The 22,848-nt window shown below is 55.2% G+C and carries 16 protein-coding genes and 2 pseudogenes; 5 read left to right on the top strand and 13 right to left on the bottom strand.

Annotated features, from left to right (window positions below; translation table 11 throughout):
* Positions 1-24 precede the first annotated feature (24 nt).
* A complete protein-coding gene (locus GOV89_RS11215) occupies positions 25-399 on the bottom strand; it encodes a hypothetical protein (RefSeq protein WP_171177594.1) in 375 nt (124 codons plus the stop codon).
* Between the two features lie 90 nt (positions 400-489).
* Here GOV89_RS11215 and GOV89_RS11210 point away from each other — a divergent pair, with 90 nt between their 5' ends.
* Positions 490-1,248, top strand: a complete 759-nt coding sequence (locus GOV89_RS11210; protein WP_171238222.1) for an alpha/beta fold hydrolase — start codon at positions 490-492, stop codon at positions 1,246-1,248.
* On the opposite strand, the gene GOV89_RS11205 is transcribed toward GOV89_RS11210, so the two are convergent.
* From GOV89_RS11205 to GOV89_RS11180, 6 genes are all read right to left on the bottom strand, one after another.
* Positions 1,249-1,431, bottom strand: a complete 183-nt coding sequence (locus GOV89_RS11205) for a hypothetical protein (RefSeq protein WP_171238221.1) — start codon at positions 1,429-1,431, stop codon at positions 1,249-1,251.
* A gap of 92 nt (positions 1,432-1,523) precedes the next feature.
* Positions 1,524-1,901, bottom strand: a complete 378-nt coding sequence (locus tag GOV89_RS11200) for a rhodanese-like domain-containing protein (protein WP_171177600.1) — start codon at positions 1,899-1,901, stop codon at positions 1,524-1,526.
* Between the two features lie 78 nt (positions 1,902-1,979).
* Positions 1,980-3,332: an HlyD family type I secretion periplasmic adaptor subunit gene (locus tag GOV89_RS11195; protein ID WP_171238220.1), complete on the bottom strand. Its 1,353-nt coding sequence runs from the start codon at positions 3,330-3,332 to the stop codon at positions 1,980-1,982.
* Positions 3,333-3,334: 2 nt separating this feature from the next.
* Entirely contained in the window at positions 3,335-5,557 is a 2,223-nt protein-coding gene (locus GOV89_RS11190) for a type I secretion system permease/ATPase (protein WP_171238219.1), read from the bottom strand.
* 38 nt (positions 5,558-5,595) lie between these two features.
* Positions 5,596-7,551: a type I secretion protein gene (locus GOV89_RS11185; RefSeq protein ID WP_171238218.1), complete on the bottom strand. Its 1,956-nt coding sequence runs from the start codon at positions 7,549-7,551 to the stop codon at positions 5,596-5,598.
* 133 nt (positions 7,552-7,684) lie between these two features.
* On the bottom strand, positions 7,685-9,991 hold the full coding sequence (locus GOV89_RS11180; protein WP_171238217.1) for a hypothetical protein: 2,307 nt from the start codon (positions 9,989-9,991) through the stop codon (positions 7,685-7,687).
* 596 nt (positions 9,992-10,587) lie between these two features.
* Between GOV89_RS11180 and GOV89_RS11175 the strand changes: the two genes are divergently transcribed.
* Positions 10,588-11,340, top strand: coding sequence for a response regulator transcription factor (locus GOV89_RS11175; RefSeq protein ID WP_171238216.1), 753 nt, complete (start codon positions 10,588-10,590; stop codon positions 11,338-11,340).
* Complete coding sequence (locus tag GOV89_RS11170) at positions 11,333-11,830, top strand: hypothetical protein (RefSeq protein ID WP_209509581.1); 498 nt, start codon at positions 11,333-11,335, stop codon at positions 11,828-11,830. The genes GOV89_RS11175 and GOV89_RS11170 overlap by 8 nt, the downstream gene beginning before the upstream one ends.
* 326 nt (positions 11,831-12,156) lie before the next feature.
* Here the strand turns inward: GOV89_RS11170 and GOV89_RS11165 are convergent.
* Positions 12,157-12,315 (bottom strand): annotated as a pseudogene (locus GOV89_RS11165) (IS3 family transposase); the annotation flags it as partial.
* 635 nt (positions 12,316-12,950) lie between these two features.
* Here GOV89_RS11165 and GOV89_RS11160 point away from each other — a divergent pair.
* Entirely contained in the window at positions 12,951-13,880 is a 930-nt protein-coding gene (locus GOV89_RS11160) for an autotransporter domain-containing protein (protein WP_171238215.1), read from the top strand.
* Between the two features lie 442 nt (positions 13,881-14,322).
* Here the strand turns inward: GOV89_RS11160 and GOV89_RS11155 are convergent, their stop codons facing one another.
* On the bottom strand, positions 14,323-15,300 hold the full coding sequence (locus GOV89_RS11155) for a serine hydrolase (RefSeq protein WP_171177624.1): 978 nt from the start codon (positions 15,298-15,300) through the stop codon (positions 14,323-14,325).
* Between the two features lie 204 nt (positions 15,301-15,504).
* Between GOV89_RS11155 and GOV89_RS11150 the strand changes: the two genes are divergently transcribed.
* The gene (locus tag GOV89_RS11150; RefSeq protein WP_171238214.1) at positions 15,505-16,485 is read left to right on the top strand and encodes a hypothetical protein; all 981 of its coding nucleotides are present in this window, start codon (positions 15,505-15,507) and stop codon (positions 16,483-16,485) included.
* A 635-nt stretch (positions 16,486-17,120) separates the two neighbouring features.
* On the opposite strand, the pseudogene GOV89_RS11145 reads toward GOV89_RS11150, so the two are convergent.
* The 4 genes and pseudogenes from GOV89_RS11145 to nirB all read right to left on the bottom strand — a co-directional run.
* Positions 17,121-17,312 (bottom strand): annotated as a pseudogene (locus GOV89_RS11145) (transposase); the annotation flags it as partial.
* 117 nt (positions 17,313-17,429) lie between these two features.
* Positions 17,430-20,084, bottom strand: coding sequence for a nitrate reductase (locus tag GOV89_RS11140; protein ID WP_171238213.1), 2,655 nt, complete (start codon positions 20,082-20,084; stop codon positions 17,430-17,432).
* Positions 20,084-20,416 carry a nitrite reductase small subunit NirD gene (gene nirD, locus GOV89_RS11135; RefSeq protein WP_171236770.1) on the bottom strand — a complete coding sequence of 111 codons (333 nt, stop codon included), beginning with the start codon at positions 20,414-20,416 and terminating at the stop codon, positions 20,084-20,086. The genes GOV89_RS11140 and nirD overlap by 1 nt, the downstream gene beginning before the upstream one ends.
* Entirely contained in the window at positions 20,413-22,848 is a 2,436-nt protein-coding gene (gene nirB / locus GOV89_RS11130; protein WP_171238212.1) for a nitrite reductase large subunit NirB, read from the bottom strand. The genes nirD and nirB overlap by 4 nt, the downstream gene beginning before the upstream one ends.

Raw genomic sequence — 22,848 nt, 5'->3', positions numbered from 1 at the left:
CAGTACGCAGCTTAAAACCCAAGATCAGATCAAGCCGCGCCACCACAGAAAGACCAGCAGCAGTGTCGTCAGGGCCAGCAGGTTAAAAGCCAAGCCACCAAGCATCCCCAGAAACCACCCCCATCTGCGGTCGGCCAGGTTGATCGCGCTGAGATGCCCCTGCACCACATCTGCTGCCCGGATCAGCTTGGGTGTGTCGAGAACCTGCCTCAGTTTCGGATGTGCCGCCATCGCCTCGGCTCGGGCCAGCACCATAGCCTGTTTGTAGACACGACGCGGTAAGCGCCGCTTGGCCTTTCGGATTGATGCCTCAAGGGTTTTGTCTCGCACGCCCAGCTTGGCACGCAACAAGGCCACGGTATCGGCAATCCGGGTCTGAATGTCTGGGTCTTGCGACATGGGTGGCCTCCTGCCGCGCAATCTAGCGACTGGTTCGTAGACCTACAATGGGGGTGGTCGTCCGCGATGTGCGCGAGTATCACTCGGGTTATGCTAAATACGATTGTACATGGCGCACCAACCGCCCTTCCCCCACTCATCATTGCACATGGCCTGTATGGTTCTGCCCGCAACTGGGGTGTGATAGCCAAACGGCTATCGGACGAACGGCAAGTTGTAGCCGTGGATATGCGCAACCACGCCCGCAGCGCGTGGGACCCCGAGCACGACTATCCTCACCTGGCGCAGGACATCGCCGAAGTGATCACACAGGTCGGCGGTAAGGCCGATGTGCTTGGGCATTCCATGGGCGGCAAAGCTGCGATGACCCTAGCGCTGCACCATGGGGCCTTGGTGAACAAACTGGTGGTCGCCGACATCGCGCCGGTGAAATACACGCACAGTCAAATCCAGTTCATCCAGGCCATGCGGGCGGTTGATTTTTCACGCATCGAACGCCGTTCGGACGCAGAACAACAACTGGCCGAACAGGGTGTTGAAAAAGCGTTGCAAAGCTTCTTTACGCAATCCCTGGACATCAATGGCAAACGTTGGTTGCTGAACCTGGATGTATTGGCGGACCAAATGCCCAATATCATGGGCTTTCCCCAGCTAACTGCATCATGGACCGGGCCTGCATTGTTCCTGTCCGGTGGTGCATCTGATTACGTCCTGCCAGAGCATCGCGACAAAATCCGCGCGCTGTTTCCCAGCGCACGGTTTGCCAAAATCCCAGGCGCTGGGCATTGGCTGCACGCCGAGAAACCGCGCGAGTTCGAAGCGGCCGTCAGAACGTTTCTGAATGCTTGATCAAGCGCCCTGATACAGCCGCTTGGCTACCATCCAAGACGCGGGCGCGGCAATCACGGCCCCTGCTGCTGCCCCAACAATTGCGCTGACCGAAACCATCCCAGCAGTCAAAACTGCGATCACAGCCGAACCCGACAGGGCAGTTGCAATCAGTGAATACAGCATTGCGGCAAGACGAAACATGTCCGGATTTCCTTTAGGTAACTTCCGGCCATATATCATGCAATTCGAATGTGTTTTGCCTTGATTTGTGTCAGATGCAGAACGGTTTTGTATCAAGCCCCCACAAGTTCACCGCCCCCGTTTACCCAGTCCGCCAAGCCGCCAAGGTTGTAGACCTGTCGATATCCCATGTCTTTCAGCAGCTTGCCAGCCAACGCCGCTCGGCCCCCCGAGGCGCAATATAGAACGATAGGGCGATCTTTACGCAGTTCCGGGTCATGGGATTGCAACGTGTCATCAGCCCGGAATTCCAGCATTCCCCGTGAGATATGGTGCGCGCCTGCGGCGCGACCCGTGGCTTGCAGCTCTGCCGCGTCTCGAATGTCCAGCAGCAGCCCGCCCTGCTCAAGAATAGTCTTTGCCTGCGCGGTATCGATCCGCGCGACCACCGCATTAGCGGCCTCCATCATGTCTTTGACCGTCACCGGCATGTATCTTCTCCTTCACCTCACCGGCAAAGGGTAACATGCGGAATTTGGAAGGTGTAGAGGTGACCTGAAAGCCCTACCCTAATGCTCGCGAAACGCGCGTGACATACTGTCTGACACGGGCTTGGCGATATAAGCGGCAAAAGTTCGTTCTTCGGTCTGGATCATAATTTCGGCCGGCATCCCAGGCGTAGGAATAAAGCCACTGACCCGTTGCAACTCATCCGGTGTCAGAGAAATGCGCGCCAGATACACTTCCTGCGGACTGCCCGAGGTCTGTTCGGGCAAAGCGTCAGCAGAAATATAGAAAACCTCGCCATATAACACTGGAGTCGTGCGTTGGTTCAAAGCAATCAGACGGACCGAGGCAGTCTGCCCGGTTATTACGCTGTCGATTTCCGTGCGGGGAATCTGTGCCTCGATGATCAGGGGCGCATCGGCGGGCAAAATTTCGGCAATGGGTTCGCCGGTTTCAATAACACCACCCGGCGTGTGATAGTGCAATCGCACCACCGTACCGGTCACAGGGGCCCGAACTACGGCTCGCTCTAGAACGTTGCGCGCTTGACGAGACTTTTCGCGCACACTTTCCAGATCGGCCTCGATCACGCCCAGTTCATCCAGCGCAGCCTCGCGATAAGCAGACCGGGTGCGCGTGATCTGTTCTTCGTATTTCAGTAGCATCTGGTTGATCTCGGCTGCCTCAGCCTGCAACCGTGCTTGTTGCCCTTCAGCTTCGGCCTGAACGCGTCGGATCGCGTTGAGCTCTCCTTTGCGAACAAGACCTTTTTCGTAAAGCTGGCTTTTGGCCTCATATTCCTCATGCAAAATCTCGGCGCGCCGCACCATGCTGTCCAGCTGAGCCTCAAACCCACTTGACCGGATCTTCAGCGCCTCCATGTTCCTCTCAAGCAAGGCGACATCGTTCAGAAGCGTCTTGCGCGATACATCAAAGCTGAGCCTTTGCCCGTCCAGAATGGCCATGACTTCGACATCCTGGGAAGCTTCAAGAAGGTCCGTAGAAAAGACAAGGCGTTCGCGTTCACCATATTCCGCCAGCAACCGTTGGGTCATGGCTTGCAGGCGTATCTTGCGGATGAACAGTTCACGCTCGTTGGCCTGCGCCGAGGTTTGGTCCAACGTCATCAGCACTTGCCCGGCCTGAACCGACTGCCCCTCGACTACTTTAATTTCTTCGATGATCCCGCCCTCGAGATGTTGAACGATCTTGTTGCGACCGGTTGCAACAAAACTGCCCTGCGCAATCACCGCAGCCGCCAGAGGGGCGCTGAAGGACCAGACCCCGAAACCGCCAAAGCACACCAGCAGCATGACCAGTCCGATGGCAATCAGCCGGTTGATCGAGCGCGGAACCTCGGCATACCAAAGTTGAGGTTCGTCGGCAGAATTCTTCACAGGTACGAGGTCGTTCATGCTCAGCCCCCCTGCTGGCCTTCAATTCGGGTTTGTTTGCGCGGCGCGTTGATTTGTTGCAGAACCTGATCGCGTTGACCGAACAAGGCCACGCGCCCATCGGTCAGCAACATGATCTTGTCGACTACGTTCAACAGCGTCGGTTTCTGCGTGATGACAACTACGGTGATCTTGCTTTCGCGCGCCTGCTCAATCGCCCGGGCCAGCGCTTTGTCACCGGCAACATCGAGGTTCGAGTTCGGCTCATCCAGCACAACCATTCTCGGGTTGCCGAAGAACGCCCGCGCCAGCGCTATACGTTGCTTTTGCCCACCAGACAAAGGCGCGCCATCTGCGGCCACCACCGTCTCATACCCTTGCGGCAGGGTCGCGATCATGTTGTGAACATCGGCTAAAACGGCAGCATCGTGGATCTGTTCGTCGGTCGCATCTGCCCGCATCCGACCAATGTTGTCCTTGATCGTGCCGGGGAACAGTTGGACATCCTGCGGAAGGTAGCCGATGCTTTCCCCAAACTGGCGCGGATCCCAGTTGCGAATATCCATCAGGTCCAGCCGCACACTGCCCGAAGTGGGCAGGATAGACCCGACCAGTGTTTTCCCCAGCGTCGTCTTCCCCGCACCGGAATTGCCGATAATGGCCAACGTTTCTCCGGGTGTCAGCGAGAATGTGATCCCGTTCAAAACCACCCGTTTGGTCCCACCGGGCACATACAGCAAGCGTTCAACATCCAAGCGGCCTTCGGGACGCGGCAGGCGCAGCTTTTCGTATTGCAGGGCAGAGGTCGACAGCAAAGCCTTGATCCGCCCATATGCGCCGCGTGTCAGCAGATAGCTGTTCCAACCCTCGATCGAGCCTTCGATGGGCGCAAAGGCGCGCCCCGCAATGATCGAAGCGGCAATCACCATCCCGCCGGTGATCTCTCCTTGCAACGCCAGATAGGCACCCCACCCCAGAATACCGATTTGGGTTAGCAGCCTGACAGCGCGTGAAACCGCTGCGAAGATCACGTTGCGGTCCTGAGCGCGCACCTGCCAAGTCAAAGACTGAGCGGTGTCCCTGCCCCAGATCCGCACAGCTTCGGGGATCATGGCCAGCGCGTTGATGATCTGGCTGTTGCGTGACATCGAATCCAGATGCTGGTTCGCCAGCGACTGCGCCTTGTTGGCTTCGGCAAAGGGTTTGGCCGTCATTTTCTGGTTGATCAGGGCAATCGTCATCAAGAGCAGCGCGGTTACGACAACGATCATGCCCAACTGCGGATGCACCAGGAAAATCATCAGGATGAACAAGGGCGCGAAGGGGACGTCCAGGAACGAGATAAGAGTGCCCGAAACCAGAAAGCCACGTAGTTGCTGCAAATCGCCTAACGTCTGGTATTCGCGCCCGTTGCCATGCAGCGACGCATGGGCCGCCGCGCTGAGAACCGGCGCGCCCAAACGGGCTGCCACTTCGACCCCGGTGCGCATCAGCATGAAACGGCGTACCGCGTCGAAGGCTGACTGAAAGATCACCGCGCCCGCAACAATTGCGGTCAGCATGATCAATGTATCCAGAGACCGGCTGGTCAGAACGCGGTCACTGATCTGAAACAGGTATATCGGGATCGCCAGGATCAAAATGTTCGTGGCGCAAGTCAGAACCAGCACAAAAGCTAGGTTGCGCCAGATCGCGCGGATCGACACCCGCAGGGTGCGCTGAAAGTCCTCGGGCGGGGTGCGCTTGTGAAAGGCTTGGGGTGGCCCTTTGCCGTCTCCGCCACCAGTCTGATTTTGCGGCAGAGGTTGGTTTGCCTTGGCCTCGATCGTGGTGCCCATGCGGTTTTCGCCGGCCGCGCGCGCAGAGGGGGTCTTGCGCGCAGTCGTTTCCTCGGCGGTTACCTGACCGGGGCCATCAGCATCAGCCACCCCATTGCCGCCACCCGTTGGGTCTTTGTCTTGCACGGGTTGCGGCTTTGCACACTGATGGGGAGGATCAGCGCGCAGTTGTTCGCGTGAGTGGTCGTGATCTTCGGATTGCTTCAGTTTCTCAGGTTTCACTGACTGTTTTGCTTTCGGGTCCGACACGCGCATCTGCTTTGTCAGATGCAGACGCGGCGCAATTTTGGGCCCTTCGGGCGTGGGTTTCACCTTTTCACCAAGATTTTGGCTTTGCGGCCTTCCTCCGCCCTGCCTGTCCAAGGGGCTGGATAAGTACGGGCGGCGCGACGTAAATACGATCGACATCTACTAACTTTCTGGTCACTCGGTAAAAAACGAAAAAATCAAGCCAGCACGGTTTGCAGGCCATCGTAGTTGGTCGTGGTATCAGTTGTTGGAGCGGTCAAAGCCAACGCTGCATCAGGCTGTGCGACACTCATATCGCTCATGATTGCGGCGATGGCTTCATTGGTCATTGCCGTTATGTCTTCATTGGTGGGCATGTCGAGCAGACTGGCCTGATGCAGAAGCAGATCCGAGTACGCTCCGTTTGCGGCCATGATTGTCGAATCCACACCCATCTTGGTCACGCTTGCGCTGTTCAACAGGGCGTTGCTGCCAGCAACCACTTCTGTCTGGGATGCATCGGGGCCGGATAGCTCTATGTCGTCCTGATCCTGCACCACGGTTGTCTGTTCCACGACATTGACCTGCACCAAATCGCCGTCGATCTTGAGAACGCGTATTTGCTCCATCCCGGCGAAATCAGGATTATTCATCAAGGCATCCTCAAGCGCGGCTATGTCGTCATCAGCCAGCGCCATAGTGTCCGACATTTCTTGGGACATGTCCTGATAGGTGTCATCCCCTACCGTTTTGACAGAGGCTTCGTTCATCACGAGGTTTTCGTCGCCACCCGCTTCGTCTTCGTCCATTGCCGGGTCCATGCCGCCGCTAATGACATCGTCGTCAACCAACACGAGTGTCTGGTTTACAACGTCCACAGAGATCATGTTTCCGTCGATGATGATCACATCATAATAATTGCCCAGCTGAATAAGGTCCGAGACGTTGTACATCTCGTTGTCGCCCAGCGCATACATGGTTGACGAAGCAGAAATTTCGGTCTCGATTTGGTCGATATCCGTGGCATCGATATCCTGCTTGATGAAATTCGCGACGACCAGATCACCCTGAACATGGTCCACGATAACAATCGGTGCCGCAGACGCAGCGCCAGATGATGCACCCAGCCAAGGTGCCGTTTTGGATTCGACCTCGATTTGCGAGGTCTGCACGATGTTTGTGCCACTGCCCGTTCCCGGCTCACCTTGATCCCAGTCGGAAACAACTGCGACCTGACTAATGGCCGTCAGGCTGACCGCCTGCCCTCCGACCGCGATAATTGGGGCATCCACCCAAGCCACAGTGGCCGCCATTGCATTGATCGCAACGTTGCCACCGGTCACAACCAGGTGCCCGTCATCAAATTCTGGGTCCTTTGACTGATCCCATTCTTCAGGATACGGCAGCTCAGCCGTGTTTTCCGTGTCATCGGGCTGATGATATTCGGGAAGCAGATCTTTCCATTCCGGAGCGTCCGTGACGTATTCGCCGTTGACGATCACACCCATCGCATCGTCGCCGTGGAATTGATGCACTGTTACGCCTTCAATGTCCGAGATCATCGGGTTCGCCATCTGATCGGCGAGTGCCGCGAGCATTTCGGTCGATTGGTAGTCCGCGAGTGAAAATGATGGCGCGGCAATGGCGTGAAGCGACAGAGCCATGTCTAGCATCTGCTCGCCCTGCACCATTAGCGCTTCGGGGTCTCGAAAATCTCCGTCGCCCACAACGTCATTGTCGCGCATGTAAACCGTCTGCACGGTAACGGTCACGGCCGATCCCAGCGGCACGGTTTCCGGTTGCAGAATGATCAGTTGGACAAAGGAAGACGGGCCTGTATCGCTTATTTCGTTTTCCGGCACATAACGCACAGGCTCTCCGGGACCGTCCAAAACAATCACCGCCTCTGACACCGGCCCAAGAGGTGCAGCCGGCAGCGGCATTTCGGGTTCAGAGGGTTGAAAACTGTAGGGCAGAGCTTTGTACTCGCCTGCCGGAATATCCAAGTCTGCCTTGATATGGATCGAGGCCGGATCGTCCAGCCCTTCGACTTCGGCTTTGCGCCTCAGCGCTGTGAATTCCTCGTACTGATCCCGCAACCGGGACTGTTCGATCGTAAGCTCAAATGTTCCAACAAAATGCGCTATCGTCTCGGAAATACTGTCAAGGGCCATGTCGGTTTTCCTTTACACCCGCACCGGCCAAAATTTCCGTTTTGGGTTCAGTTGGGCCGAGGCCGCGATAAACGGCCTCGGCAGGTTTCAAAAGACATACAAGGCCCGGAAATGCGGGCCCCGCTTTTGTGACTTAGGTGTCGGTGTCGTCGCTTGCGTACGAGGACGTCATCGAACCGCCAACCATGGTCGTATCAACCGAGTTGCCAAGTACATTGGCACCCATGACGATCGACTGGTTGAAGGCCGAGGTGTCGACAACCGCCGCAGCCGAGGCGTAGGATTCGCCGGTCACGATGCCATCGCCACCATTGTTTGCGCCCCAGTTGCCGCCCGAGCCGCCTGCGCCACCGTCACCCGAATAGGCTCCGGCTGCGCTGCCGCCCGTAATGGTGCCACCCATGGTGTCACCCGAGGTTGCGCTGCCCATCGAGGCTCCGCTGGTTCCGCCGTTTGCAGCAGACGCGCCACCGGCACCAGCATTGCCTGAATCAGCCGAACCCGTTGCGTCACCGGATCCGGTCGAGGTCGAGTCGTTGTCGGAACTACCCGCGCCACCGTAACCGGCAATGGCTTCGGCCAAGCTGTCCGCCGCACCGTTTGTGTCCGCGTCTCCGAAGACATCCGCTGCACCGCCGCCGCCTGCAGTATTGGCTGCATCGGCAGATCCAGCTCCGTTGCCGCTGGAAGTAGACGTCGGAGTGGTGCTGCCACCTGCACCGCCGTCACCATCTGCAGCTGATGTTCCGGAACCCATCGCATCTGCAGCGCCGTCAGCCGCATTTGAACCGCCGTCACCACCGCTGCCATCCGTTGCTTGCGAATTGCTGGCTGAACCGTTCACATCGCCTGGGCTTTGATCAATATCCGGACCACTTGCCGATTGATCGCCAACACCCTGGGCGTCGGAATCTGCATCTGCAGTGCCACCCGAACCATCGCCGCCCGAGCCATCGCCAGCCGTTCCGTCACCACCAGAGCCGTCTCCTCCGGTTCCGTCGCCGCCGGTTCCGTCACCGCCTTCGCCAGGTTCGGCATCAATCATGCCCAGCTGTTCCTGCAACTCCATGATCGCAGCTTCAAGCATCGCGGCAAAGCCACCTTCGCCATCACCGCCGGTTCCGTCACCACCGGTTCCGTCACCACCAGTGCCATCACCGCCGGTTCCGTCACCGCCTGTGCCATCACCGCCGTCACCATCAGCAGAACTGTCCGCACCACTGTCTGCAGTGCCATCCGCCGTGTTGTCGCCTGCCGAGGCGTCATTGGCTTCAGTGTCGCTGTCGCTGCTGTTCGAAGCTGAACCTTCTGTCGCAGCACTGCCGTCACCACCATCAGCTCCGGACGCATCCGTTGCGTTATCCGCTGTACCGGTACCGGTGCCGGTGGAATCGGAATCGCTGTCTCCACCGTCGGCGTTACCTGAAGAGCTTGCACCGGACAGACCCAGACCCAGACCCAGACCAAACGAATCCGCGCTACCACCAGCGCCACCGGTTCCATCACCGTCTACGCTTGTGCTGCCGTCGTTGTCCGACGAGGCCGAGCCGTCAGCATCTCCGCCATTGCCACCCGAGCTATCGCCGGTCGAGCTGGCATCGGATGTACCCATACCCATACTTGCGTTGGACGCGTCACCCGAAGACCCACCGTCACCGCCTGCCGAATCCGCATCGGCGCTGCCGGTGTCTCCACCTGCGGCCCACGCGTGGCTGCCAAGCGTTGACGAGTTTGCCGAACCGCCTACTGTGGTTCCACCGTCACCCGATGTTCCGCCATCTGCATTCGCCCGGATACCTTCTGCAGCCGTGGCTGTGCCGCCATTGGCGTCGCCGTTCTGGTAGAAACCTGAATTGTTCGCAACGCTCGCTGACTCCAGCGTGTCGTCATCGCTCAGGCTGGCAACCTGGTTGTTGACTGATGACATCGCGGTGCCCGCACCATCCATTGAGATGTCCAGATTCATGTCATCGCCGGGATCATAGTTCAGATTACGGCCTGCGGTGATCACATCGCCAACTGTCGCGGAATCCCCAAGATCCAGATCAACTTGATCATCGTCGCGCGGAATCCACTCGCCACCACCAAAATCGATATTGATGGCGTTGTTGTTGGAGTTGTCGTTGCTGTCGTCACCGGCATCCAGCGACTGAGACTGGTCTTGTCCCTGACCCTGATCCTGACCTTGGCCTTGGTCCTGACCCTGATCCTGGCCTTGGTCTTGTCCCTGACCTTGATCCTGGCCTTGACCTTGGTCTTGACCCTGACCTTGATCATTCGAGTTGTCGACATTCTGGTCTTGCTGCTGTTGTTGCGCTGTCAGATCGGCCTCGACAAAGGCTTCTACTACAGGGATCTCAACATTGACCGGTGCATCCAGATTTTCGACGTTAATTTCATCGACGGTCGTTACGTTTGTATTATTTACATTACGTCTCATGACAAATTCCCATTTCTGGAACGCCAGACCGCCATTCATCTACAAAGCGGTATCAGGCGCGGTTGAAACAAAAAAGCACACACAGCGAAAAAGACGCTGAATGCGGTATTCGTTTTCTTACTCTGGGCCACCTCCTTTCCCGGCTAAGCCGAAAACGTGACCCTCCAAATCAAAGCAAAAATACGCTGAGGGCGATCACGTCAGGGATAGTCACTTCTGAAATTGAAGCCCGCCCATGTTTGCAGCGACCCCGATTCGCGCCTAGCTAGTGAAAAGTTCTGACAAGTTTATTTTATTGTTTTTATTGTATTTTTTACAAAAACAATCTCAGCCAGCACATAGCCGGGGCAAAAGTTCTAGACGGAGATACTGACAAAAAATAAACACAATTGTTTCCGCCGGTTACACAAAAGAGACCGCAAAATCCTAAACGAAAGTTCTATGAATCCCAGTGTGGGCTTGCGCCATCAGGTTGTAGGCATTCAAGATTCGAGTTATAATAAAAGGACTATAATTTATTGATTAGTTAACGTTTTTTACTCGTTCCATTTTTTAAGAATCAAATTCCAGTTACGCCTGTTTTGTAGGGGGCAATAATGAGTAAGTCTTTGCAGAATGAAACTGCCACTCAGGGCAATTATTCCGAAGATTTGTCGATCGTCTTTGTCGGAAAAGAATTGTTCTATTCCAACCAAACACTCAGAAGCGTTCAAACCGAATTTGGCGTCCGCGCCGAACGCTTTGAATCCCTCGAAGCGATGAGCGCGAATGCGCAAAACAGCAACAAGATCATAGTTGTCGACCAGATGATGATCGAAGATCTGCTGTCGCGTCCCGACGTCTACACCAATTGTACAGGCTCGGGCTGTATTGCATTTGCCTATCGTAAGGAAGGTTTGGCGCGTCGCCTGTTTCAGCAGTGGGATCGGGCCCGGTTGGGTGAGATCGGTTTTCTACCTATGAATGTTGCACCGGATGCCTGGCGCGCGATCCTCAGACTGCTGATGCATGAAGAATTGTACTTGCCCAGCTTTCTGGCCGATTGCGTACAAGTCCCCCCCCAGAACCCGACCCCGGCGGCTGCACATTCGCCCTCAGTCACGCCAAATGGCACCGATTTGAATTCACGTTACGCCAAGCTGACGCGTCGCGAGAAACAGGTACTGCAATTGGTCTCGCAAGGCAAAAGCAACAAGCTGATCGCAGCCAAGCTGGGCATCACCGAACATACGGTCAAGCTGCACATGCACAATGTTGTAGGCAAGATTGGCGTCAATAACCGAACTGCAGCAGCTCATTTCTATTTCGAGGTCGCACCTCATGCGGTGCAGCAGCCCGCCCTTGACTGACACGTTCGAAACCCGGTTCGACCGCCTGATCTTATTGGTTGGTAGGTTGAACTATATGTGGACCAACACCGAAAGCCTGTTGATCCATCTGATAGCTGGCCTAACAGGGGCATCCAAAGACGTCTCCGTCATCATCTTTCTAACTCTGAACACCACCCGTGCCCGAATTGATTTGGTCGAACGCTTGGCCAAGATGGAGGGGCGTCCGCCACAAATCCGCGACCCGATCCTTGCGCATACGCAGCGTCTGACAAAGCTGTCGGGCATCCGCAACAAATACAATCATTGTATCTATTCCTTCGACCCCGAAAGCGGTAATCCAAAGACCATCCTGATGCGCATCGCGGATCGCAAAACCGACATCAAACTCGGCCGCGAAGACACAGTAGACGATAAAGCCCTGCGCGAGATCGAAGGGGTTGTTGATCAGTTGTCTGCGGCAAACAGAGACATTTGGAAGTTAATCCAGGATCTTGGGTATCCGGTCTAGATCAGACAGGTATGATCGGTTTCAGAGCAACGATCGAACTATAACAATAAAAAATGAAATTTGCGTGGTATGTGTGGCAAGCACTGCGTTGATATTTTCACGAACTGATTAAACTTGTAAACCACCGTATCTGAACATTTTTCCACTCCAGATTGTATAGAAACGAGTAAACACGCCGCCAACCAGCCCGACAAAAGTTTGAGACAGACAAATGACGGCTACCTGGCTACTTTTCCTCGCGACTAAAAGCCTTCTGTTGGGGCAAGCGCATCCAGTAGGTCGGAGTACCCTGGTGGCAGCAATGGCTTGAGGAAGAACATCGTCGGTTCCTTTGGCAGAGCGTCAGCGATGCTCTCCTCGCCACGCAAACCCTCCAGCACAATGCGGATCTTCTCCTCCGCAGAATGATGCTTGCGCGTCTTGCGGCGAATGTCCTTGACGACCCGTTCAGCCGTCGGTTTGTCTGTTCCAGCTTTCCGTCTCATCTTCACTCCTTAACGGTTCAGATGAGCCAGAAACCTTCCGTTATGCAAATCCTTCAATCAGGCCTACAGGTGCTGATGTCAGACATCCCAGAGGTATCTTTGGCCGACACAAGAAAGCAACGTGTGTATTGGGCTGGTGTTCTAGCGCTGGGGGCAGATCCAATTTCGGAACGTTAGCGTCAGCGGCTTGAAACGGAGAACAGCCAAGCGGCGCATCCTCATGCAGTAGTGGGCCGATTATGCGACCCAGACTGAGGCAAAGGTCGTGCAGCTTCGCGGTTAGATCGGTGGCGGCTCGGTTCGTTTACGGAGCAATTTTAGTGCACTCTGGGGGCAAGACCTAGAAACAAGCATTTTCAACTGCAGTTTCACACGAATCTGCGGTCGTTCGACAAAATATGTGCTGCGACTGAATTGCGGACAAAGCTGTCGTTTGCTTCGGCAACGATCAATCGGGGAGATCAACCCATCAACCCAGAAAGAACTCGAGCGGGTTTTCTTAAGGCGTCACAAACCAGGCAAAATTGACTAACAACAAAATATTTACAGCAAAAGGCGCGGTATTCTTGTTCTTGTAGTGCTAAGATGAAGAGATATCGCTTGGTCTTCTTTTTTCTGGCAAATGAGCCGATACCTTGAGACGAATTCTTGCTTTCGCCGCACTGTCGGCTGCAAATACGACCAGTCCAACCTTTGCTCAAAGTATAAACCCTGATGCCTCCGAGGCCGCTGCACAAGCGGCTTTGTCTGTCTTGAGTATCGCCGCCACCCCAAATGAGACTTTATCCTCGTTTTCTTTTCTTGATGCTTCCGGAGGTACCAAAAGTCTACGCTCGACCCAGCTGCGAGGAGGGTACAAGCCATTTGAAAACGGGCTTTATTTAGAGGGTCTTGTTGCCTACCAAAAGTACAACCCGGTAATCTTCTTCCCGGGGATCGCTACCGGCACTGAGTTGGATGTAACTTGGTCAAGCGTGGCAGCAACGGTTGGCGTCGGCTGGGAGTTTCCCTTGATAAACGAGTGGAAGATTCGGCCGGTCGGACATTTCTCACTTGGCCAAGTGACTGCAGATGCCATTTTTGCCGACTTTCCACTGCTGGGCCCGAGATCTAACTCCAACGAACTGATCGATGGGAATTTAAACGCATTCGGGATCGGTGCTTCGCTTGGCATTTTCCGAGAGGCGCAATTTGGGCCGTGGCAAGTGGAATACCGTTTCCGTCAAACATTCTTGGAATTTAACCCGATCAATGAGCCGCAGGCTGGGAACGCAAGTGCGAGTTCCAATCAAACAACCTTGTTCTCACGTCATCGCTATCCGCTGAACAACGTCAGACTTTTCGAACTCCCAACGCAACTTGTTCTGGATGCCGGTGTCGTGCTGTATCACGGTGACAGCGCAACCGTTCTTGATACCGATTGGCTAGCAACGGCTGGTTTCGGACTTGAGATTGATACTCGCTTGACCGGCCTACCGGCCGTTCGAGCGGGACGCTTAATGTTAAACGGTATAGTTGCCGAAGAATTTTCCGGTTTTTCGATAGGCTTCGGTCTACGGTTCTAAGTCGAGGCTGCTCTTGCCTGACAATAACAATTAAGCTCAATTTCATTTTGAACCGCCACTTGCGGTTGTGCTGAGTAGAAAAATGACCGAATTGGGTTCAATGCAGGCGTTCGCATAATCGGGGCGGATGCCCACTTTGCAGGGCTGAGCAGACTATTCATTGAGTTCTTACAGTCTTGGTCAAAATTGGCCGCAAAGGCCAATCGGTAATAGATTTTCTGGAAAGAATTTTTAATAGCAAGCCCGAGTTGGAGGAGACAGTCCGGCGAGCCCTATCCAAACTGGGAATGACTTTGTTGTCGACGTGGCCAGTAAATTCGGCGTCAATGTCCTCAACCAGATGAGTCTGGATCAAGGTATTTCGACGACTTGAATGCTTTACGCGCCCGCTTCGGACATTGACCGTTACAGCGCACTCTAGGTTTTTCAAAAAGTGCTTTATCTAATTGGCGTTCAGGATCGGACCATCCAACAACCTGACCAATTCTCCAAAATACCCTCCAGAACGCGCCGGATGCGTAGGATCAGATGTAATTGCGACAGCAAGGTTTCGATCAGGATGGGCCGCTATTATTTGGCCCCCATACCCACGCGCCAACTCATATCCTGAAGGGGACAGAAACCAGCCATAGCCGTAATCCAATCCAGAGAAAGGCGAACGGCCGTGTGGCTTGGTCGATTCCAAGACCCAACGCTCAGGAATGATCTGCCTGTTGGCAAAAGCCCCGCGGTCCCGAAGCAACACCGCGATCTTCAACATCGACCTCGGCGTAATCGCCATCTCATTCCCACCCAAGTAGTAACCCTGTGGATCCTTCGTCCAAGCAGGTATCTCGATACCAAGCGGTGCACCCAGCCTCTCACGCGTCAATCTCAAAAGACTTAGGCCGGTCGCCACAGTCAATGCTGCGCCAAGCAGATGGGTCGATCCGGTAGAATAGAGCATCTGTTGTCCTGGCTCTGCAACCATGGGTCGTGTCAAAGCATCCGCTATCCAGTTGGGAGAGTTGACCCATTCTCCGTAGTTGCTGCCAGAGGTTCTTTCGAGCCCTGCCCGCAGTGTCACCAGATCTTCCATTGTAATGCTCTCAGAACCGGGTGTGGCATTGGCGGGCAAGAGTTGCGGAGCGACCTCCTGCAAGGTGGCATTCACAGACGGGATTTCCTGCCGGTCGATCGCCGTCCCAAGCAACAAAGCCACAATGCTTTTCGAACAAGACTTTATATTCGCTGGTTTATCCAGGCCTGCACCCTGTCGAGCCTGAGCAAAAATGACGTCGTCTCCGCGTTGAATTTGAAGTGAATGCAACTGCTGAAGATCGCTGATTGCATCATTCAGCGCCACCGTTTGTCCACGTCCAATATACGGCGCACAAATTGCGGTTGTCGTTACCAACAGGAACTTTCGACGTGTGATCATGGCAGTCATTTGGAAGCAAATATCCGAATGTCCAGTTACTAAAGCAACATCAAAGCTTTTTTGTCGAAGATGCTCAAAATGCCTCCCAAAACGAACACGGGGATTTCAGGCAACAGAAAGCTTCGTCACACACTTGGCCGGCATTCTCGGGCGTAAGAACTGTGGTAGGCTGACCTTGAGGACATTCTAGCAGGAGATCTCCCGTTGCTACAGAATTCACTCCGTCTCACACTCTCTGCCGCGGCAATTGCCATCTCGGTAGGCTTCTTGCCGGACCGCGTCGAAGCATTTTCGCAAGATATACCAGCGTGGTTACAAAAACACGTGGGAACAGGTGATGGGCAAATCGCACCAATTGTTCTGAACAGGGCGCGTGCGCTTTACATCGAGAAAGTACGACGAGGTGAAGTAAAGAACCCCTGCTACCTTGCCAAGGATGCAACCCGCCCCAGCACTGCAAGAAACGGCAATCCGGGCAAGCGGTTTTACGTCATTTGCGAGTCACAAAAGTCCTTCCGAGCGGTTTCGTCCGGCTATGGCAATGGCAGAAAACTAAAGAACGCCAATTTTTCGAATGGTCGGCAATGCGCGAAGAACTTCAGCAATGCAGAAGGATCTAAACTTACCGCCGGCGGTGCCTATGTGACGGCTGAAACCCGCACGTCGTTCAAAGGTTATTACAGTCACTCCGGCAAAACGCAGCCGTTCTACCGCACTTTTCTTTTGTTCGATGGGGAAGGAGAAACGAGCAATGCTCGGGAGCGCGCCATCGGAGGCCATCCAGCTGTCTTCCTTAAGTGGCAATGTAGATTCAAGAATCCTAGAAGCACACATGCTGACAACGACGGCTATGTCCCCTACGGAAAACTTGTGAACTATACGGGTGGTCGTAGCAATGGTTGCACAACCTGGTCTCAGTCCGCCTCAAAAGAGATTTTGGCACTTGTTGAGGGGAACCCGACGACGCTCTACATCTACCCAGAATCCAAAGACATAAACGCTGTCGCTAAGGCGGTAAAAAAAGGCAAGTCACTGTCTCGAGCTGGAGTTTATTGGAACGCAGTTTGCCTACAAGCAATTGGCGCCCCGAAGTTTTGGCCCAAAAGCAGCCTCCAACCGATTATAAATAATTGGAGAGCATCCTTGCGCAAACAGCCGCCATTGGAGTTACCTATCTGCAATTAAACTGCACAGCAGACCCTAGGCACGCTGCCCCTCAAGCATTTCTGTTAAGGGCTCAAATTAGTCTTTCGCCGCGCTTTGCTCGAACGTCCGATTCGGCTCTTGCGTTAAGTCATGTATCAACGCTCAGCAACGGCCGTTAACGGATCGGCTTAGCCGCTTGGGATCCAAAATAACCAATTATTAAACCTTTTCGCACCGCACAGAACCCTACGCAGACTTCCGAAAAACGGTTACCCACGCTCGAATTCAATAATAGCGGTTCACTTGGCGTTGCATTTGCTTGCAATGACGCAAGATACGCACAACTGGGTGTATCATGGTTACAGCGTGTTCGGTGCGAGTGTGCCTAGTATTTAAAGCCTTAAGAAGCATTTCGACCTCCTCTTGTGACGCTACGTTAACCTGGATGAATGAGCGGTTCTGTGAACTGGGACACAGAGCGCCATTACAAATTTCCGCTACGGACCCCACCCGCCAGCACTAGCGAACACCCGCCAGCCCCCGTAACGACTCGTCAGCAGCCCGCTCTTCCAGTCACTGGCACAAGGATGGCCGAGCCTTTTCGAGTTACGCAGCCGCGTGGGATCGCAGCCTTGCTAAAGTGCGACTGGGTGGCGTCCGCTCTGCGGTACGATTCAAACGATCGATGCAACACACTCTTCGAACGTCTCTGCGGGTGAGAAGTAACTCAAGGTCTTTCTTGGCCGCTCGTAGAGTTCGCGGGCGACGGCATCAAAACGCTCTTGGGCGTGCACGGAGAGGTCAGTACTTTTCGGGAAGTACTGGCGCAGGAGTCGGTTAGAGTTCTCGTTTGTGCTACGTTGCCATCGCCTGACCCCAATAAGCTAAATTGGATATGTGGTATAGAATGAATGGAACCCATGCTTGATTTGAATGCTAACTAAAGCAAACCGCAGTCCTGCTCGAAAACCCCGCGTCTACCTTTATTGATCTAACAGGCAATTCTTCGGTCTATTGCGGTTCAACTTCGAATGCGCCCTGACCAAGTCAGCCAACTCTGGCCTGCATGAACCGCAGTTCTTTCCAGCCTGAAGAGCATCTCCGATATCGTCCACATCGATCAAACGTTTGTCGCGAATGGCGTCGATGATGGTTTTTAGTCCGACCCCAAAACACGAACAGACGATTGGTCCACAGTCTTCAGAAGCAGCAGATGACCGGCCAGACAGAATCTGATGGAGTGAGACCTCAGGCAAAGTTGCCAAATATTCTCGCATTAGTGTGATAGGTTGGCGGGAGATGAAGAGCGCCGCCAAAAGGCGCTTTCCGTCCGACAGCGCGATCCTGTGCGAGCCGCGTTTGGAATCTTTGATTGAAGTCACTACGGCATCGGGCAGTCCAAACCACTCGCGGGCTTTGTGTTCCCAATCGTCAATGTCTTGCTTCCCTGCTAACTCGATCCTGTAACCTTTGGCCGTTTTGCTCATTGCCCAGTATTCTGCCGTTGGTGAGGCCGCGTCGACGGACACGGCGAAACCGTACCACGAAGCATTCACACGTCGCACCGAAACAGCCGCCGCCTTGCTCTCAGGTTGTCCAGAGACTGGATCAACTACACTTGGAACAAGCGCATCCACACGGGCTGTTGGCGCCGTTTCACCTGTCCAGTGAATAGGAGCAAACACTTGACCTGGCGCGACTGCGTCTGTGATGCGAAGTCGAAAGATACCGCTTCCTACTACGCTGTTGAGTTCGACCAAATCTGCGGCAGCAAGGCCCAACCGATCGACATCATTCGGATTTACCTCGACATATGGTTCGGCCAAATGGGCCGAAAGACGGGGTGACAACCCAGACCGGGTCATAGTGTGCCACTGATCCCGGTTTCGTCCCGTATTCAACATAAACGGGTATTGTTCAGAAGTCGTCGCTTGAGGTGCACGATGGGTAACAGGGACAAAACGTGCTTTACCATCAGGATGAAAAAATTGCGCATCACCGAAAAAACGACCATCCGATTTGCGAGATGTCGTCGGCCACCGTGTCGGGCTCAGCGCTTCGTAGCCCGCGTCATCAATGTCCGAAAATTCTGTAATGTCCAGGTCTTTGCCAAATGCCACGGCAAGCGAGGTCATATTTGCGAATTCTCGAAAAATCTGCGCCGGTGTCTCATAACTGAATGCCTCGGCCCACCCCATGCGGCGGCCCACCTCGGCCATAACATCCCAATCTGCGCGTGCTTGTCCCGGAGGTGACAGAACGGCGCGTTGTCTGCTGATTGTGCGGTCTGAATTGGTTACTGTACCCCTTTTTTCGCCCCACCCCGCAGCGGGCAACAAAACGTCTGCACCGCGTGCGGTGTCTGTTTGGGCAGTCAGGTCACTTACAACTGTGAATGGACATTTTTCGATAGCCGCCATCACTCGGTCTGCATCAGGCATGGTAGCCGCCGGATTGGTGTGGATGATCCAAAGTGCTTTTATCTGACCGCCTTCGACAGCGCGAAACAGGTCAACAGCTTTGAGCCCCTGCTTCTCTGGCATCTTTGGCGCCTTCCAGAAGTCCTGGACGGCTGATCTGTGTGCTTCGTTTTCGATATCCAAGTGACATGCGAGCATGTTGGCCAAGCCACCGACCTCTCGGCCCCCCATAGCGTTAGGCTGACCGGTGACCGAGAACGGACCCATCCCTGCGCGCCCGATCCGCCCGGTGGCCAGATGGCAGTTCAGGATCGCGTTAACCTTGTCTGTTCCGCAAGAGGATTGGTTTACGCCCTGACTGAAGATCGTAACAACGCGCTCAGTCCCAATCCACAGGTCACAAAAAGCCTCAATCTCATCGGGGTTGAGCCCGGTCGCGTCAGAATCGTCAAGCTGCGCCAGCTCGAGTGCTTCGAAGAATCCAGTGCTGCGATCCAGAAAATCCACTGCCACATGCCCGGTCTGGTGAATTCTGCTCAACAACCGGTTAAATAGCGCAACGTCGCTGCCGGGTTGCAATGCCAAATGCAAATCGGCTTGATCGCAGCTAGCGGTTCGGCGTGGATCAACGACAACAATCTTCGTGCCGCGCGCCTGACGCGCAGCCTTGACGCGCTGGTAAAGAACGGGATGGCACCAAGCGAGATTCGAGCCAACCAAAACAACCAGATCAGCCTCGTCCAGATCCTCATAGGTTCCGGGTACTGTATCTGTCCCGAAGGCGCGTTTGTGCCCGGCCACGGTTGAAGCCATGCAAAGCCGCGAATTGGTGTCGATATTCGCCGAGCCCATGAAGCCTTTCGTCAGCTTGTTGGCAACATAGTAGTCCTCGGTCAGCAACTGTCCTGAAACATAAAAAGCCACGCTGTCCGGACCATGCTTCTTGATAGCTGCAGAGAACCGATCTGCGACCAATTGCAAGGCATTGTCCCAACTGGTGTCTTGGCCAAAGACGCGAGGAACCAGCAACCGGTGTTCCAGCCCGACGGTTTCACCCAAAGCCAGTCCTTTCGAGCACAAACGACCGTAGTTCGCCGGATGATCCGGATCGCCGCGAACGGTCAAACCTCCGACCCCATCGGGCCGTAGAAGCACACCGCAGCCGACCCCGCAATAGGCGCAGGTCGAGCGAACCTCGGGCAGACCACTTCCATCCATCAGGCTGCGCTCCGCCGGGTAATCGCGCCGTCGTCCAGTAGAATACGGCCATCCTCAAGGCGCACCGGATAGGTGGTGATGCGGCCATCATCAGCGCCCTGTGCCTCGCCGGTATTAAGGTCGAAGACCCAATTGTGCAAAGGGCAGGTCACCGATTGCCCGTGCACGATACCCTCAGACAGTGGACCGCCGTTGTGCGGACAGCTGTTGGTTGCGGCATAGACATCCGCCTCGGCTGTGCGGAAGACTGCGATGCAGCCGATATGTGTTTTCACCAACCGCGCCCCGCGTAGGGGCACCTCGTCGATATGTCCAATGTCGATCCAGCTCATTCAGCGGCCTCCAGTGTGAAATCAGCAATCGGCGCGTAAGTCTGCGCTTTTTCTTTGACGTGTTCGGCCCATGGATCTTTTCGGTAGATGCTTTGCGACAGTTCGAACCGGGCGACCAATGCGGCGCGGTTTTCAACGTCGTCGACGACCTGAGCTTTGACCCAATCCATGCCCACCTTGCCCAGCCATTTATACAGGCGATCCAGATATTTACCGCCTTCTCGATAGGCCTGCGTGACGGCCATCACGACCTCGGTCGCTTCTTCTTCGGTGGGAACTTGACAGAGTAACTCGGTCTCTTTGACATCCATCCCTGCGGCCCCGCCGATGCTTATCTGATAGCCAGAGTCGACGCAGACGACGCCGATGTCCTTACAGGTCGCCTCGGCGCAGTTTCGAGGGCAGCCGGATACGGCGAGCTTCAGCTTATGCGGCGTCCACGACCCCCAGAGAATTTTCTCTAGCTTGATACCCAGACCAGTGCTGTCCTGCGTGCCAAACCGGCAATGATCGGTTCCAACACAAGTTTTGACCGTGCGCAGACCCTTGGAATAGGCATGGCCCGAGACCAGACCGGCCTGGTTCAGATCCGACCAGATCGCAGGCAGGTCTTCCCCTTTCACGCCCAGCAAATCGATGCGCTGACCACCTGTAACCTTCACGGTCAGTACATCGTATTTGTCCGCCGCATCGGCGATAGCGCGCAATTCATCGGGGGTGGTTATGCCACCCCACATACGCGGCACAACGCTGAACGTGCCGTCTTTCTGGATGTTGGCGTGCTTGCGCTCGTTGACGAAGCGGCTTTGCGGGTCGTCTTGATACTCCAGTGGCCAATCGGCCAGCAGGTAATAGTTGATCGCCGGTCGGCAGACATGACAGCCATCGGGCGTTTTCCATCCCAGCTCCTGCCAGACAGCGGCCTGGCTTTTCAGCTCTTGGCCCTTGATCAAACGCCGCACATCCTCATGCTTGAGGTCGGTACAACCGCAGATCGGTTGCGCGGTCGGTAATTGGAAAGCGTCGCCCAAAGTGACTTGCAAGACCTGTTCGACCAGCCCCGTGCAAGTTCCGCAAGACGCGCTGGCCTTGGTGTTTGCGCGCACTGCGCCCAAATCGCCGGCCCCGGCATTAATCGCCTCGACAATCTCGCTTTTGCATACGCCGTTACAGCCGCAAATCTCCGCCTCAGGCGGCAATGCTGCAACGGCTGAGAGAGGGTCCGCGGTGTCGCCCCCCTGATAGGCCGGGCCGAAGATCAGCGTTTCTCGCATCTCCTCTATGCTTGTGCCATCTTTGATCAGGCCGAAGAACCAACTGCCATCGGCTGTGTCCCCATACATGACAGCGCCGACGAGACGATCCTCTTCGATAACAAGGCGCTTATAGACACCGCGTGAAGGATCGCGGAAGACGATGTCCTCACGTCCAGGTCCGTCCGCGAAATCCCCCGCGCTGAACAGATCACAACCGGTGACTTTCAACTTGGTCGAGAGGGTCTTTTGAACGAATGCCGCCTCTTCCTCGAGCAACGACTGCGCTGCTACCTTGGCTTGATCGTAGAGCGGCGCAACAAGGCCGAAGACTTCTCCGTCATGTTCGACGCATTCGCCGACAGCATAGACATCCGGGTCTGAGGTCAGCATCTGGTCATCCACATGAATGCCGCGCCCGGTGGCCAGACCAGCCTCTTGTGCCAGCGCCGTATTGGGGCGGATGCCCACCGCCATGACCAGCAGATCACAGGGCAACTTGGTCCCGTCATCCAGCAACAGAGCGCGGACCTTGCCGTCTTCCCCAAGGACTTCCTTGGAATTCGCTTGCAGGCAGATTTTGATGCCTTTGTCTTCCAGCGACTTCTTCAACAGGTAGCCTGCGGCTTCATCCAGCTGACGCTCCATCAGATGACCCATGATGTGGACCACGGTGACGTCTACTCCTTGCGCGGCCATGCCCGCCGCAGCCTCGAGACCCAACAAACCGCCGCCAATCACAACGACCTTGTTGTCCGGGCCCATGCCCATCATCCGCTGGGTGTCTTCCAGATCGCGATAGGCAATCACGCCTTCTAGATCATGACCGGGCAAAGGGATCATGAACGGGGTCGACCCGGTGGCAATTACCAGCTTGTCGTAAGGCACATGTCCGTTCTCGCCCTCGACCACCTTCATCTCACGGTCGATTTTCTCAACCTTCTCACCAAAGCGACAGGCAATACCACGCGCGGCGTACCAGGCATCGTCATGGGTTACGATCTCTTCGTATGTCTTCTCACCCGATAGAACCGGGCTAAGCATGATCCGGTTGTAGTTCCCGCGCGGCTCGGCGTTGAACAGGGTGATGTCGAACGCATCCGGCGCGGCGTCGGTCAGGTGTTCCAGCACCCGGCCCGAGGCCATGCCTGCGCCAATGACTACAAGTCTTTGCTTCAT

Source organism: Ruegeria sp. HKCCA5763, from assembly GCF_013034545.1.
Lineage (GTDB): Bacteria > Pseudomonadota > Alphaproteobacteria > Rhodobacterales > Rhodobacteraceae > Ruegeria.
This window is presented reverse-complemented; position numbering and strand designations above follow the sequence as displayed.